Annotated in this window: 11 protein-coding genes and 1 tRNA gene; 4 read left to right on the top strand and 8 right to left on the bottom strand. The window is 46.8% G+C overall.

The genetic code is table 11. The features are described from left to right. Positions 1-37 precede the first annotated feature (37 nt). The 3 genes from QUB30_RS27020 to QUB30_RS27010 all read right to left on the bottom strand — a co-directional run bounded on the left by QUB30_RS27020 (position 38) and on the right by QUB30_RS27010 (position 2,839). The gene (locus QUB30_RS27020; protein WP_333339977.1) at positions 38-1,726 is read right to left on the bottom strand and encodes a serine/threonine-protein kinase; all 1,689 of its coding nucleotides are present in this window, start codon (positions 1,724-1,726) and stop codon (positions 38-40) included. A 374-nt stretch (positions 1,727-2,100) separates the two neighbouring features. Further along, entirely contained in the window at positions 2,101-2,559 is a 459-nt protein-coding gene (locus QUB30_RS27015; protein WP_333339974.1) for a GatB/YqeY domain-containing protein, read from the bottom strand. A gap of 82 nt (positions 2,560-2,641) precedes the next feature. Next, entirely contained in the window at positions 2,642-2,839 is a 198-nt protein-coding gene (locus QUB30_RS27010) for a hypothetical protein (protein WP_333339973.1), read from the bottom strand. A gap of 519 nt (positions 2,840-3,358) precedes the next feature. Here QUB30_RS27010 and QUB30_RS27005 point away from each other — a divergent pair. The 3 genes from QUB30_RS27005 (at position 3,359) to QUB30_RS26995 (ending at position 6,104) form a co-directional block, all read left to right on the top strand. Then, a complete protein-coding gene (locus QUB30_RS27005) occupies positions 3,359-4,351 on the top strand; it encodes a ribose-phosphate pyrophosphokinase (protein ID WP_333339970.1) in 993 nt (330 codons plus the stop codon). 432 nt (positions 4,352-4,783) lie between these two features. Beyond that, positions 4,784-5,509, top strand: coding sequence for a DUF3747 domain-containing protein (locus QUB30_RS27000; RefSeq protein WP_333339967.1), 726 nt, complete (start codon positions 4,784-4,786; stop codon positions 5,507-5,509). A 292-nt stretch (positions 5,510-5,801) separates the two neighbouring features. Continuing rightward, on the top strand, positions 5,802-6,104 hold the full coding sequence (locus tag QUB30_RS26995) for an S-layer homology domain-containing protein (protein WP_333340035.1): 303 nt from the start codon (positions 5,802-5,804) through the stop codon (positions 6,102-6,104). 89 nt (positions 6,105-6,193) lie between these two features. On the opposite strand, the gene QUB30_RS26990 is transcribed toward QUB30_RS26995, so the two are convergent. The 5 genes from QUB30_RS26990 to QUB30_RS26970 form a co-directional block, all read right to left on the bottom strand. Further along, positions 6,194-6,529 carry a XisI protein gene (locus QUB30_RS26990; protein ID WP_333339964.1) on the bottom strand — a complete coding sequence of 112 codons (336 nt, stop codon included), beginning with the start codon at positions 6,527-6,529 and terminating at the stop codon, positions 6,194-6,196. Further along, positions 6,517-6,933 carry a XisH family protein gene (locus QUB30_RS26985; RefSeq protein ID WP_333339961.1) on the bottom strand — a complete coding sequence of 139 codons (417 nt, stop codon included), beginning with the start codon at positions 6,931-6,933 and terminating at the stop codon, positions 6,517-6,519. The genes QUB30_RS26990 and QUB30_RS26985 overlap by 13 nt, the downstream gene beginning before the upstream one ends. 127 nt (positions 6,934-7,060) lie before the next feature. Continuing rightward, positions 7,061-7,951, bottom strand: coding sequence for a hypothetical protein (locus tag QUB30_RS26980; RefSeq protein ID WP_333339960.1), 891 nt, complete (start codon positions 7,949-7,951; stop codon positions 7,061-7,063). After that, a complete protein-coding gene (locus QUB30_RS26975) occupies positions 7,929-12,233 on the bottom strand; it encodes an AAA domain-containing protein (protein WP_333339957.1) in 4,305 nt (1,434 codons plus the stop codon). Before QUB30_RS26975 ends, QUB30_RS26980 begins: the two co-directional genes overlap by 23 nt. A 367-nt stretch (positions 12,234-12,600) precedes the next feature. Continuing rightward, positions 12,601-12,673: transfer RNA gene (locus QUB30_RS26970), tRNA-His, on the bottom strand. Positions 12,674-13,296: 623 nt separating this feature from the next. Here QUB30_RS26970 and QUB30_RS26965 point away from each other — a divergent pair. Next, positions 13,297-14,532, top strand: a complete 1,236-nt coding sequence (locus QUB30_RS26965) for a protein kinase domain-containing protein (RefSeq protein ID WP_333339954.1) — start codon at positions 13,297-13,299, stop codon at positions 14,530-14,532. The last annotated feature ends 47 nt before the right edge of the window (positions 14,533-14,579 follow it).

The following is a 14,579-nucleotide window of genomic DNA, read 5'->3' as shown; positions in this document are numbered from 1 at the left end:
GGCCTCAACATCAGTCTAGGGGAATTTTGCCAGAAGTTTAGAGTTCCGGCGATGGTGCGGGTGTTGGTGCTGGTTCCGGCGACGGCGCGGGTTCCGGTTCCGGTTCCGGTGACGGCGCTGGTGTTGGTTCCGGTTCCGGTGACGGGGCGGGAGTTGGTTCCGGTTCCGGCGACGGGGCGGGAGTTGGGGCAGGTTCCGGTGTTGGTGCGGGAGTTGGCGCGGGAGTTGGTGCGGGCGTCGGTTTGGGCGTCGGTTTGGGCGTCGGTTTGGGCGCTGGAGTCGGCGCGGGCGTCGGTTTGGGCGCTGGAGTCGGCGCGGGCGTCGGTTTTGGTGTCGGAGTTGGTGTCGGAGTTGGTGCTGGGCTCGGTTCCGGCAAAGGTTCTGGGCTCGGTTCCGGCAAAGGTTCTGGGCTCGGTTCCGGCAAAGGTTCTGGGCTCGGTTCCGGCAAAGGTTCTGGGCTTGGTTCCGGCAAAGGTTCTGGGCTTGGTTCCGGCAAAGGTTGCGGGGTTGGGGTTGGCAAAGGTTGCGGGGTTGGGGTTGGCAAAGGTAGCGGGTTTGGTACCGGAGTTAGTGTCGGCGTCGGACTTGTAAGTGATGGCGGTGTCGGAGTGGGTTTGGGGCGCGAATTGTTGAGAAATGAGCCGACTAAAGCCCAGGAACCGAAGCCCGTCAAGATTACTAAGCCCGCCAGCAGACCGATCGCAGCAATGGGATTGTCCCAAAAAGAGCCGCCAGCAGGCTCAATTAACGGGTCTGGCTGGTTTTGCGGGTGGGAACTCTGGGCGGCTGGCTCCGGCGGCCGGCCCACGGCCACCGTTGCTATTAGCGAAGGGTTTGTCGGCACCGCTGCTGGCGCGGGCGGTACAGTTGGCGGGTTAGGCTTAGGATTAGTTTGGCCGTCGAGTGCTTGGGCGACTTCGCTGACAGATTGATATCGATCGCGTGGAGACCGGCTCAACATCCGATTCAGCACCAAAGCCAAACCCGTGCTCACCTGCACTCGCTGCTGCCAATTCCATTGCAGCGTTGTTTGATCGAGCAATTCCTGCGGTTCTTTGCCTGTCAGCAGGACGATCGCCGTTACGGCTAAAGCGTAGAGGTCGCTGCTGGCAGTTGCCCGCCCGCTTTGCAACTGTTCCATCGGTGCGTAGCCGATTTTGCCGACAGTTGTCGCGTGGGCTGTTCCTTCGGGAGACTGGACTTTGGTGGCGAGTTCCTTCACCACTCCAAAGTCAATCAGCACTGGCATTCGATCGTTTTCCCTGCAGATGATATTTTCTGGGGAGATGTCGCGGTGGATGATGCCGCGGGCGTGGATGTGAGCCAGTACCGGCAGCATTTGCCGGATAAATACCAAGACTTCGGCTTCGGTGAAGGTGCGACCATTTGAAGTTCGATCGAGCAACAGTTCGCGGTAAGTCATGCCTTCCACGTAATCCTGCACTAAAAACAAACGCTGGTTCTCTTCAAATATTGCCCGAAACTGGGGAATTTGTGGGTGCCCAATTTGGTAAAGTATTGCCGCCTCTCTTTGAAACAATTCCTTCGATTTTTCCAAAACGTAAGGCCCGCTTTGCACCGGAATCAATTCCTTCAGGGCGCAGCGTTCTTGAAACCGCCCCAAATCTTCTACTAAATAAGTCCGGCCAAATCCTCCTTGACCTAAAATATTCACCAAGCGGTAGCGGTTTTGTAGGAGAGTTCCAATAGCAATAGGTGGCTGCATAAGTTTAAGTAGAAACTGTTAAAAAATAGACGATCGCTCGCAGACTTAGTAATGCTAGGTCTTTAATGCTCTTGAGCAGACTTCACTCTCTGTAGTCCCCAGTCCCGACCAAAGTTAGTATTTTACATTTTTTTGACATTCTTGGACGCCATGATGGTGAGAAACCGGGTTTTTTCACGAAAATACAGAGGTTGCAACCTGCAGATCCGATCGAAAACCCGGTTTCTTTAGTGTTGATGAGTCCTGGACTGTTTGAGCAACTTTGAGCAACAGCCCGGATGCCTGTTGGGTTCAAAGTTCAATATTCTTGTGGCGCGAATAGCCCGCCCCTGAAATGCCGATCGCAAATGCTGCAAGATTTGAGTTTGAGCTAACTAGGTGTTAAGCTTTGCTTTCACCATGTCTTGAATTCTGTTACCGTCTGCTTTGCCTTTAAGCTGCTGCATTGCCTTGCCCATCACCTTGCCCATATCTTTTGCAGAAGTAGCGCCAACCGAAGCAATCACTTCGTCAACGACTTGACTCACCTCTTCGTCTGACATCTGCGGTGGCAAATACTCTTCAACAATTGCTAACTCCGCCTCCTCTTGTGCGACTAAATCTTCGCGGCCACCTTTGCGGTATTGTTCGATCGAATCCCGGCGCTGTTTGGCTATTTGCATCAAAATTTCCATTTCTTGAGCTTCTGTCAGCGTGTCTTGGCCGGAAGGACGGAGGCTGACTTCTTTTTCGAGAATAAATTTCTTGATGCCGCGAACTGTTTCCAAGCGAACTTTGTCCTTGGACTTCATGGCTGCTTTGATTTCTGCGTCAATGCGTTCTCTTAAGCTCATCGATTTCTACCTTGCTTTGGCCGATATCAAAAATCTGGAGTATGCTTCCGATTCTTAACTTTTTTTACAGTATTTTTCAAGTTTATTGCCTGTTGGTGGCATTTTTATCGCATTGAACCCGGATGCCTTCGGCTTTCGACTGAATTTGGGCGGCTGCACTTGCAGCCTCAGCCCCAAAGTGACTCACGCCAGAACTTTTAGACGCAGGGGCAGAAGTGCGATCGTACTTCTGCCTGTACAGATTTCGCGAGAACCCAGATTCCGCATCCTGGGGTGTCACACATCATAATTACGCAGAAAACTCTATCTTTAACCCAGATTCCGCACCCTGGGGTGTCACTCAGCATAATTACGCAGACAACACTATTTTTAAAGTAATAAATTATGCCGTTAAAAAGTTTTTGCCCGTTAATATACGGTAGATCAGTCTAATTTATAGTTTATTGCGGGACAAAAATAAGTAAAAACCGATAGTGACCCTTGAGGGTGCCGAATGTGGGCTTTACAGTAATAAATTATGCCTTTAAAAAGTGTTTCGTCCGTTAATGTACGGTATCAAAGTATAATTTATAGCTTATTGCTGGATAAAAATAAGTAAAAACCGATTGTGAGGGTTGAGGGTGCAGAATGCGGGCGAGAAACCTGCTCGATCGGACATATTTCTGCAAGTCCTATTCAATCGGCCTAACTTAACACTTGTGACCGCCCCAAAAGTTAAATCTCTCAAAAAATTGGCTGAATATTTCTAGTTTCAGATGGTAAGATAGCGGTGGAATAAACGTCCTGCAAGAGGCCTGCTGTGATCCGTTCTGCTACTTTACCGCTTCCGCTTCCCGAGCCGCCGATTTCCGCTCACGACCGTCTGCGGCTGTTCTCCGGTTCTGCTAATGTTCCCCTCGCCCAAGAGGTGGCTCGCTATCTGGGGATCGATTTGGGGCCGATGGTTCGCAAGCGGTTTGCTGATGGGGAACTCTACGTTCAAATTCAAGAATCGATTCGGGGTTGCGATGTTTACTTGATTCAGCCAACTTGCTGTCCGGTAAACGATCGCCTCATGGAATTGTTAATTATGATCGATGCTTGTCGCCGCGCTTCGGCTAGACAAATTACTGCCGTCATTCCCTATTACGGATATGCTAGGGCCGATCGCAAAACGGCCGGAAGAGAGTCGATTACTGCAAAATTAGTGGCTAATTTGATTACTCAAGCTGGGGCCGGTCGCATTTTGGCGATGGATTTGCACTCGGCTCAGATTCAAGGTTATTTTGACATTCCTTTCGATCACGTTTACGGTTCGCCGGTGCTATTGGATTATCTGGCGAGCAAGCAATTGACGGATATTGTTGTGGTTTCGCCGGATGTTGGCGGAGTCGCTAGGGCGAGAGCTTTTGCCAAAAAGCTTGGCGATGCTCCCCTGGCAATTATTGACAAGCGCCGCCAAGCTCACAACGTGGCAGAAGTGATGAATCTTATCGGTGATGTCAGGGGTAAAACAGCCGTGTTAGTGGACGACATGATCGATACTGCCGGCACGATTTCTGAGGGCGCGAGATTGTTGCGCCGCGAGGGTGCGAGGCAGGTTTATGCTTGTGCTACTCATGCGGTGTTTTCGCCTCCGGCGATCGAGCGTTTGTCTAGCGGGGTTTTGGAAGAGGTAATTGTTACGAATACAATTCCTGTGCCGGAAGAGAACCGTTTTGAGCAGTTGACGGTGCTTTCGGTAGCCAATTTGCTCGGAGAAACTATTTGGCGGATTCACGAAGATAGTTCTGTTAGCAGTATGTTCCGCTAGAGGGCAAAGACACTTTTTGAATGTTTGTTTTAGGGTGCGTTAACAAGAGTGTAACGCACCGTTTTTTTGCCCAATAGTGCGATCGTTTCCCGCAAGTAATAAGCCCAGGCCCATCTAAATTTTACTGTCAACTTCCCTTAAATTCTTGGCAAGTGGGCGTCCCGCCCGCCCGGAAAATACAATTTAGAGGTCGAACAGCTTATCAAGTTTCTCGCTAAAATAACGGTTATAACTTTTTAGGGAGGACTCAAGTCCTCATAAAATTCGCTCGGACTTGAGTTTTCACTACGAACCAATGTGACGATCGCCGATCGATCGCACTTGGTACCACCGGAACAAGAGATGCTAAAATTCTATCTTGTTGTCTGAAGAGGGCGACTTTTTATATTCTAGATAAGTCTCATCACAATAAGGGGCCAATAGGGAAAAATCATGAAACATTCACTTGTACGAACAGTGGTGGCACTGGCAGGTTCAGCAATTTTAACACTTGGCGCGATCGGTACGGCTAAAGCATTTACTTTTGACGAAACCGACATTAACCAAGACCGAGTAATTGTCATCGCCCAACCCCGCCCTTCCGGCGGCTACCAATTGTTAATTGTAGAACAAGTATCTGACAAGCGACAATGCTGGAGCGAAAGTGGCTCTAATCCCGTGAAAGTCGATCCCTTATTAGTTACTTTTGATTTCACCGGTATTTGTGGCCGCGCAACTGACAGCAACGGCTTTTCAATTCGCATGGCAGGCACCGATTTAGCCTTAAAATACACCCTAACTTTGGAAACTGTTGATGGCAATGTTCTACTAATTGGAACTCCGGTAGATTACCAAGGTAAATCGGTGATTATCGGCCGCACAAATGGCGATGTTAACGACTTCATGAAAATCAGTCTCGATCCTGCTTGGCGCTTGAGTAAAAGAGCTTACCAAGGCCGCACATTAGGCCACTTTTATTTCACTACCAATCAATCCGCACCGGGAGAAATTGGCAATACCGGAGGCAATACCGGAGGCAATACCGAAGCAATACCGCAGCCAATACCAATACCAATACCTCAGCCATTACCGCAGCCAATACCGCAGCCATCACCGCAGCCAATACCGCAGGAAATACCAATACCGCAGCCAATACCGCAGGAAATACCAATACCGTAGGCAATACTGGCTTTTCTACAACTCGGAGATAGCTACCGATGATATCTACGCTTCCGAAATTAAAGAAGCTGTGGGCTTTGGATTTGTAGCCCGGTTTTCTCAAAATAATACCTTTCGACTGCAACTTGCTGTTACCAGAGAGCAATTGGTATCTTTAGTATTGGAATCCTGGAAAGGAATACAAGATGCTATATCACATTTCCTAGCAATGTTTCTATCCGTCCCTCCCTATAGCGATGTTGATATTGTCGGCTGGAGTGCCTGAAAAGTTCTATTTGCGCGGGAAAACAAGATAGTTAGCAGTTATCAAGATGGAACTTTTAAACCTACGCAGTCCGTCACTCGCGCTGAATTGATGGCGGTGCTCCGTCGAGCGGCGGAATTTGGTTTCTCTGCCCGGGGAATTAACCGGGATTTAGTTGCTAAAGAGCCGTCTAAAACTTTTTCAGACACTCAGAATTATTGGGCTGCTTCTATTTTTGCTCAAATGTCTTCTTATTGTTCTGTTGCTTCTGCTCTTAACGAAATTGGCGATGGTTTGCTCCGAATGATTCTGCAAAGCGGAATTACGCGGCTGCTACTTTGCGGATGCTGAAATGCGTTAAGGCTCAGTAGGACGAATTAGATCCCCGACTTCTTCAAGAAGTTGGGAATCTGAGTATTTTGTTTTTTGAGCTGGACATTTTACGCTACACCATAATCAGTATATGGCCGTTTGTAGGGGGGTTGCAATCCCAAAATAATATCCTCTCTCGGTACTCCCATTGCAACTAATTCCTCCGCAGGATTTTGGTCTGTTAAATTTTGCTGAAGCCAGATTTTTCCATCTTTGATGTCAATGTGAATGATGCTTCGATAAATCCGGGTTAAGTGTTCCCAGCCGACATTCATCCACTGATAATGATCTCGTTCTGTGTCGCAGATGAGTTGCACTTCGACTTCCTCATCGGAAACATCATCTTCGGCATAACGGGTGATTAATGTCAGAACGTATTGACGATATTGAGCTAGTTTGTCCATTGCACAATTACCTCATTTGTTGGATCGTATACGATTAGCAACACCTGATACTGTTGTACCGCAGTTTGAGTAAACTCATACTGGAAAAATGTTCTATACACTTCAACTGGTACTGCCAAGTACAATTTGCGATTAGGTTCAACCGATGCCAATGCCAGCCGATAACTGAGAAATTGCCCCAATGCAGCATAAAAGTCTGTAATCGCAGAGGAATTGAGGAAGCTTTTGATTTCGACTGCAATTTTCTCCCCACCTCGCTCCGCTGCGACTAGCCTTTCTGCTCCCAAATCGACCTGAAAGTTAACATTGCCAAACTTAAACTTTAGTGGATCGGCAGTAATCACCCACTGTTCTTTTTGAAGTGCCCGTTTTACGGAGTCGTGGAAGGTATCTTTGGCAGACACAAACAAATTCTCAGCGCGATTGCAAATAAATATTAATTATACCGAAATCGCGGTATATTGTCAATCGGTACAATCCTAATTTTCTAAATAGTTTTAATTTTTAAGTTAATCAGGACTAAAGTCCTCATCATATCGTTTCCTTGGGTTTCTTCTTAGATGGCTTTTTAGGAGTTTTCTGGACGGGGATTGTCTCTGATTCTTGCTGTGCGATGTCGGGGGTTAATTTGGACAAGTCATTTAAGGATAGTTTTTGCTGGGATTCAAGTTCGTTTAGCAAGTTTGAAGCTGTTTCTAATATTTGCTTTCCCTGTCTGACTTGAAGGGTAGTTTTATTTTCGATCGCATCTAGCAACACAAAAATCGAAACTGTTTGCCAAATATCTAAATCGTCGCCGACGACATCGCAAGCAGAGACAATTTTGCCGTTTTGTGGGGCGTGAATTCCTAAGCCGGAATCTTGAATTAACGGCTGGATTTCTGCTATACTTAAATCCGCAAGGTCTGTAATTTTATGTTCGAGGGATACTAAATCTGCTAAATCGGGTAAGTTGACCGATTCTGCGGCTAAAGCATCGAATTTAAAGGTAAGAGTTTGATTCAGCGGATCGGAAATGGCATAAATTGATTGAATTTGCGCTCGACTAACCGCACCTTTCTCGAAAAAATCTCTACCTTGCGGGGCGATCGCAATTTTCCCATTTTCAGCCACCTCCAAGCTTTCCAAACTAACCAGAGTCGCCGCCGTAGTCTTCACAAAAATCTCGTCTAACCCCAGCAAATCCGCCAATTCCTTCAATGTTGGCGCAGGTTCAAACTCAACACCCGCCCGCAAAATGAACTCTTCCAACACGTTAAACTCGCGCGGTTCGCTAATCGCCACCTCCAGCGGAGTTTGGCGAATTGCAAAGCGGAATTGACGCGCCGCCAACACTGACAAACCCGGATTTTGTTGCTCAATTTGTTCGGCTAGCGAACTTAAATTCGAGTCTATTGGTTTAGTTGAGGACGCTAGAAACATCTACAAAACCTCCGCAGTGACGCACCGTTTTTGAAACTTCCTGATACATTTTTCCCACTGTACCTGTTTGTTGGGTAAATAAATCGTGGCAGCCGACAACTACCAGCAATTCTTGAGCGCGGGAAAATGCCACATTCACCCGTTCCGGTTCCTTAGCAAATCCAATATCGCCCCTAACATTATTGCACACTGTGCTGACAATAATTACAGGTCTTTCCATGCCTTGAAATATGTCAACCGTCCCAGTGCGGATGCTCAAAGCAGGGAATCTTTCGCCTTCGATTCTGTCTTTAATTGCATTTAATTGAGCAGCATAAAAAGTGATAATTCCGATTTCTTTCGGTGGTTCACCGTCGGCAACTTTGGGCCGCCAAGCTGTCTCCATTTGTTCGCACAAACGCTCGATCGCATCAATCTCCTTGACATTCAACCGCGAAGTACCCTGTTTTTCCTCTTCAAATCCTTGTCCGATGGGCGTTTTCACCCACAGAATGTGATTATTTTCTTGAATGATTCTACCTGCGAGGTTGTGGGCGCGTTTGGTGTCGGCTTCCTGAATGCCACAGTTGAGTTTTTGCTGGTAAAACTGATTGATAGCGCCCATGATTTGTGGGTGCATTCGATACTGAGTTGTCAGCATTTTTTTGATGCTGTCGCTGGCATTTTCAAACAAAACTTTGAACAGCGATTCTTTTATGAAGCTAAGTTCGTCTCCGGTACAGCCGATGTCTTCGGCAATATCGTCGATCGTACTTTGATTAAACATCGGCGGCAATTGCCGGTGATCGCCCACTAATACTAACTTTCTGCCTTTCAAAGCGGGGATTAATAACTCTGGGGGAGTGCATTTGCTAACTTCGTCAATGATGACTGCATCAAAGCTGGGAAAGTTTTTAGTAAAATCAAAACTAGCAGCTTGCACGCAAGTAATGCCGATCACGTTGGCATTGTCAATATAAATTTGCTTTAAATCGTTGCGGTCTTTTTCTGATGGATTGCGAAGTTTTTGAATCCAATCTGTCACAAAGGTTTGAGAACGATTTAGGGCTGTTTCTTCGTGTTCTAATTTCCGCTGCCAAGTTTTGAATAAACGCTTAATTTTGTTTAAAAAAGCTACGGTGAATAATCCTGTATTCGGAACTTCTGGCTGATATTGAGTCGGGATAGTTTGCCATGCTGACTCCCACCACTTTCTCTCAAGCAGTAATGCTGCTGTCGGTTGCTGCTGTTGCAGTTGAGCGGTAATTTCGCTCAATTCTGTTTGAAGTTCGGCGAGTTGCTGCTGCGAAGTTGCAGCCGCAATTTGCAGCGGGGATAAATGCTCGTCAAGAGTGTTTTTGATGGTCTCCAAAACCCCAAAAGGGTCTAGATCGGCAATGGATTTTTCAAGCTGAATCGTGCTTGCTTTCCAAGCCTCAACTTGCTTGACAAACTGCTGCGGTTGCTCCCAAATATTCGATTTTTGGGCGAGATATTGTTCGGATAAAATCCGCAACTTTTCAGGGACGTTTGGCTGTTGGACAATTGCTTGCAACAAATTAGTAACTTCGCTAATTTTTAAGTTTGCCTCTTGCTGCGCTGTTTCTACCTGAAGTTTAGCGGCGGATATTTGCTGCTGGTTTAAGGTTTGACCGATTTTATCTAATAATTGTTGCTGTTTGATAAGCTGCTGTTCGGTTTCGGTTTTTAGGGGAACCACGCACTGACGCGCATTGGCGAGGATACTGTGCAGCAATTCTTTGACTAGGCGATCGAAGGTAGCCTGGACATGATTTGGGTGCAATGATTCACTATAAAACTGTTGAATGTTACCTAAGAAAGTGCGAGCTTTTTCGATGATAAATTTGCGCTGACTTTGGCTGACTTGGGAATAGCTGGCGAAGTCTTTGGCGAGTTGTTGCCACTGTGTACGATCGCCCGCAGAGAGCACGATCGGCGTTTGACTCAAATTTAAGTGCAGAAACTCGCTAAACCGGAACTGTTGCCCTTGTATGTCCTTAAAACCTGCGCTTTCTTCGTGGGATATCGCCTTTTGCAACCGATCCAAATCGGGCAAATTGATTTTGCATTTGGGCGGCACGATCGGCAATTTGAGCGATCGGGCAATTTTCAGCAATCCTGGCGGCAATCCTACCATATCATCCGTGAGCATTGCGCCCGTTTCCCAGCAAGTTTTCACGACTTCATAAAGTCCCGTATCTGCCGTCTCGATCCACTGTGCAACGGCGACGACAACGGCTGCAATTTCGGCTTTTCGCAGTTCCAAATTCTTGATTTTCTGTTCGAGATTGTGGCGGTGTGTCTGATTTTGCCGATCGCCCAATTCGAGTTGATTCACAGCCTCCGACATCTGCCGCGACACCCGCAACGACTCCGCAACCGCCGACATAGCGTGACAAACATCATCAGCGCGATCGAATGCCGTCTTAAATTCCGATATTTGCGCTGCTACAGTTTCCTGCAACCAAACCGCAATCCCAAACGCGCCGCAAGCAGGGCGATCGAAGCCGATTTGAGTAGCATAGCTGGTGGCAATGCGAACATTTGCCATAAAGTTTTCTACTAAAACATTGCCTTCTGAATAAGGTTTTAGTCTGGGCATAAACTCGGCCACTTCTGGAGATTCCCAGTTGACATTCGGCGCATCCAGCAAATTTCCTAGCCCGGTAACTAGAGATTCAATCTCGCTTTTTTCGGTTAAAATCTTTTCATACGCTGCTCCTTGCTGGTTGCACTTTTCCTCAATATTTGCTTGACTGTCGTGCAGGTGTTTTAGTTCATTAAAAAAATCTTTCTCTGCGGCCCAGTAGGCGGTAAATCGCTCTGCTTCGGCCACCAACTGCCCCAAAGCTTTGACATTAGTCAGGCGCTGCGAGAGCTTTTCTTCGCAGTCAGTCGCCGTATTTTGCAGCCAAGTGCCGATCGCATTTTCCTCCAAAAACGGCTGCCCTTCTTCCTGCACCTTATGAGCTTTTCCCTTTCGCAAAGCCCGAATCGCCGGATTGTGAACTAACCGACTCAAAGCATTGTCTACAGCCAAATTTGCTTGCGAAGCAATGAGCGTTTTACCACCCTGACGGGCAATTTGATAGCAAATCTCCGCAATCACAGTCGTTTTGCCAGTTCCCGGCGGGCCTTGAATCAAAATTAAATCCCGTGCCGAAAGCACCGTTTCTACAGCGGCAAGTTGGTCGTCATTAGCATTGCGATTTAATAAGTGTTCCCGATCCAATTTAATCAGTTTTTCCGGCAGTCTCGCCTGAGAAGAGTCGAATAAAAACTCACTCAAATAGGGATTTTGAGCGCGGCCATCTGTCAGCATTTTTAAAGCTTTCTTCTTGCGTTCGATCTGACTGATATCGCCCGCCGCATCAAAATATAAGAATCCTTGTTTGGGCAGTTGATATCTGCCGCCCGCCATGCGATCGCCTAAATCAACATCTAACTTAATGCGTAATTTACCATGTTCAAAGTCTATTTCGGCGATGCTGCCTAATGTCTCTCCATCTCGGCTGCTTCTGCTTCCGGGCGGCGAATCAAACAGAATAATTTCTTCATTTCGCGCCTTTTTTAGCCTTTCGCGAAAGTCTCCCAATTCTAAGGAATTTTCCTCGTAGCCGTCAAGAGTTGCGGAATTACGATCGATTTCAAAAGTGACGATTTTGAAGCCGGAACCGTAATTATGACCGCGAAAAGGTACGCAAAATTGACGCGCTTCCGCGATGCGTTTTTCCACATTTAAAAAAGTATGCCAAACTTTTAGTTGTTCGGTAGTCGGTATGTGTCTGTTGTCCCAAAATGGCATTTGTTGGACGCGGGCGATCGACTTTACAGGAATTGGCGACCGACTGTTAGCCAAAAGTCGCAACTGCACCGGCAAAGCATACCCATCTTTCCTACCTCTGGGAACCGCCACCAAACCAGCATCCAGCAGTTTTAAACCGCCAATTCCGTCTTCACAGCGTACAGTTGCTAACAACCGCAAAGTGCGATCGGCTTTTTGCAACAATTGGGGTAATTCAAAATCATCTCCATCCGTAGCAAGGAGTAATTCCCAGATTTCTTCTTCCGAAAATCTCTCATTTACCTTTTGGCGACGGACGTAGAAAAGATTGTGGGATTTGCCAGCTATCTCCGACATCAGAATTTCCGCACGTTCTCTGCATTCCCAATCGCAATATTTCCCTAAAGCTGCTTCCCCTTCTACATCCCGAATAAACTTATTAATTGTGCGATCGCCACTAAATTTATATCCCCAATCTTCTGTTACTAAAGATGGCATATTTTGATTTTAGATTTTAGATTTTAGATTTTAGATTGGATTTAAGATTAGCACATCGGAACTTGTGCCGGCACATTGGTGTCAACCAGAGCCTGCAACCCCTGATAAATCTGGCTTTTTGCTGAGTCTAGATCCCCCTAAATCCCCCTTAATAAGGGGAGTAGGGGTTGACTTTGATCACGCTCTTGTCCCCCCCTTATTAAGGGGGGTTAGGGGGGATCTAGACCTAACTGTCAAACAGCAGACCTATACTACTTTTAACGTTAAGTGGACACAAATGATACCGACAGAACGGCTAAATCCCAAAGATTAAGGTTTGCTGAAGCCCACCCGGAGGCGATCGAATTAAACTGTTTAGAATCAAAAGGGCGAACGATGGGACTTGAACCCACGAATGGTGGTACCACAAACCACTGCCTTAACCACTTGGCTACGCTCGCCGTATCAGTTTTAACTATAGCATCAGATCTCAGCACAAGTCTAGGGGTAAGGCAAAAATATTTTGAAATATTTCTGAGCGTCCCTGAACCAGACAGATCGATTGTGCCTCAAATTCCAAGCACAGTAAGAGTTTAGCACAATTTTCGCTCTGCGCGATCGGGGTGAGCGATCGGCAATAATCTCGCCCCCAGCAGTCATGCGGCCTGGGTTCGGCAGCTTTGGCAGCGTCCCGATTCGATCCAGCGCATTAAAATAGCCTTATCAGCCCAGGCGCATCTACATTTTACAGTCCTGTTTGATAAAACTCACCTCTGACACCCTTCTCAAGAACAGGCAAGATGCCTGTTCCACAAAGAATGAATTTCTTTTAGGGTGGGCTCTTCTAGCCCGCCCCTAAAAGCCTTATTGAGAATGGTGCAACATCTCAGATGAAATGCTTGTGGGGTGTCCCGCCCGCCCCAAAAATACAACGCAAGAAGCGGGACAGCTTATCCCACACTGCATGAGTTATCAACCATCATTCTTCTCTCTCTTCTCTCTTCCCTCTTCCTTCGCGCAGCTTCGCGTCTTCGCGGTTCGTTTAAAAAAAAGTCTTGTCCGCAATATAAAATCTAAAATCAATATGAGCTACTGTGTCAACCCCGAATGTCAAAATCCTCAAAACTCCAACACCGCAAAATTTTGCTTAAACTGCGGCTTTAACCTGTTGCTGAGACAGCGATATCGCCCGATTGAACTTTTAGGTAGAGGCGGATTTGGCAAAACTTTCCTAGCAACTGATCAAGACATCCCATCTCTACCCCGCTGTGCAGTCAAGCAATTTTATTTTTACGACCGCGACCCCGAAATTTTCAACAAAGCCGTTGAATTATTTCGGCAAGAAGCCGTCCGTTTAGACGAACTCGGAAAACACCCGCAAATCCCCACATTATTAGCCTGCTTTGAACAAGAAGGTCATATTTATTTAGTTCAAGAGTTTATAGACGGGCCGACTCTTAAACAAGAATTAGACAAGAGTCTCTACGATGAAAATCAAATTTGGCAACTGCTGCAAGACTTATTGCCGGTGCTGCAATTTATCCACGACAAGCGCGTCATTCACCGCGACATCAAACCCGAAAATATTATCCGCCGCCAATCAGACAACAAACTCGTATTGATCGATTTCGGCATTGCCAAACTGCTGACTGATTCAGCCATGCTTCGTCCAGCAACGCTCATTGGCAGTCAAGATTATGTAGCTCCCGAACAAATGCGCGGCAAAGTATTTCCTGCTAGCGACCTTTACAGTTTAGGTGTTACTTGCATTCGCCTGATGACGCAAGTTCCTCCCTTGGATATGTACGACTGCAACAACGAGCGCTGGTGGTGGCGGGAGTTTCTCCCCAAAGCCACGAGTATTAGCGAGGAGTTAGGCGAAATTTTAGATAAATTGCTGCAAACTCATCTCAATCAGCGGTACAGTTTTGCTGCGGAAGTTTTGGACGATATCAAAGCAGCTTTAGATCTTCGACATCAAAATTTGCTTTCGCCCGAAAAGCCGCTCATCGCTCCCGATCTTAATAATAGCGATAAATCAATCAATATCACCGCGCTACCAACTCCTGATTCTCCAATTTTACCGACTAATGCCCTACCCAATTCAGCGGAAAATTTTTCCTTATCTGTTACTTCCAATACTTCAAATATCGAGCCAACCCTAATTTCTGCACGGGGAGTAGATTATACCAAACTGCGAAATTTTTTGTCTAACCAAAAATGGAAAGAAGCCGATCGCGAAAGTTGGGGCTTGATGTGTCAATCTCTTTCCCAGCCACCGGGAACTCAGCTAGAGCGTCGGTACAGTATTAGAAGTTGACAAAAAAAGAGATATATGAATTTACCCGGTCAAGGAATCCAACTCTA

The sequence above is a fragment of the Microcoleus sp. BROC3 genome (assembly GCF_036702515.1).
Lineage (GTDB): Bacteria > Cyanobacteriota > Cyanobacteriia > Cyanobacteriales > Microcoleaceae > Microcoleus.
The sequence above is the reverse complement of the archived record's forward strand: the minus strand, read 5'-3'. Positions and strand labels throughout refer to the sequence as shown.

What these genes read in the sequence shown, in the direction of transcription:
- QUB30_RS27020 (WP_333339977.1), bottom strand. Translation starts at nt 1,726, where the DNA reads ATGCAGCCACCTATTGCTATTGGAACTCTCCTACAAAACCGCTACCGC.
- QUB30_RS27015 (WP_333339974.1), bottom strand. Translation starts at nt 2,559, where the DNA reads ATGAGCTTAAGAGAACGCATTGACGCAGAAATCAAAGCAGCCATGAAG.
- QUB30_RS27000 (WP_333339967.1), top strand. Translation starts at nt 4,784, where the DNA reads ATGAAACATTCACTTGTACGAACAGTGGTGGCACTGGCAGGTTCAGCA.
- QUB30_RS26990 (WP_333339964.1), bottom strand. Translation starts at nt 6,529, where the DNA reads ATGGACAAACTAGCTCAATATCGTCAATACGTTCTGACATTAATCACC.
- QUB30_RS26980 (WP_333339960.1), bottom strand. Translation starts at nt 7,951, where the DNA reads ATGTTTCTAGCGTCCTCAACTAAACCAATAGACTCGAATTTAAGTTCG.
- QUB30_RS26975 (WP_333339957.1), bottom strand. Translation starts at nt 12,233, where the DNA reads ATGCCATCTTTAGTAACAGAAGATTGGGGATATAAATTTAGTGGCGAT.
- QUB30_RS26965 (WP_333339954.1), top strand. Translation starts at nt 13,297, where the DNA reads ATGAGCTACTGTGTCAACCCCGAATGTCAAAATCCTCAAAACTCCAAC.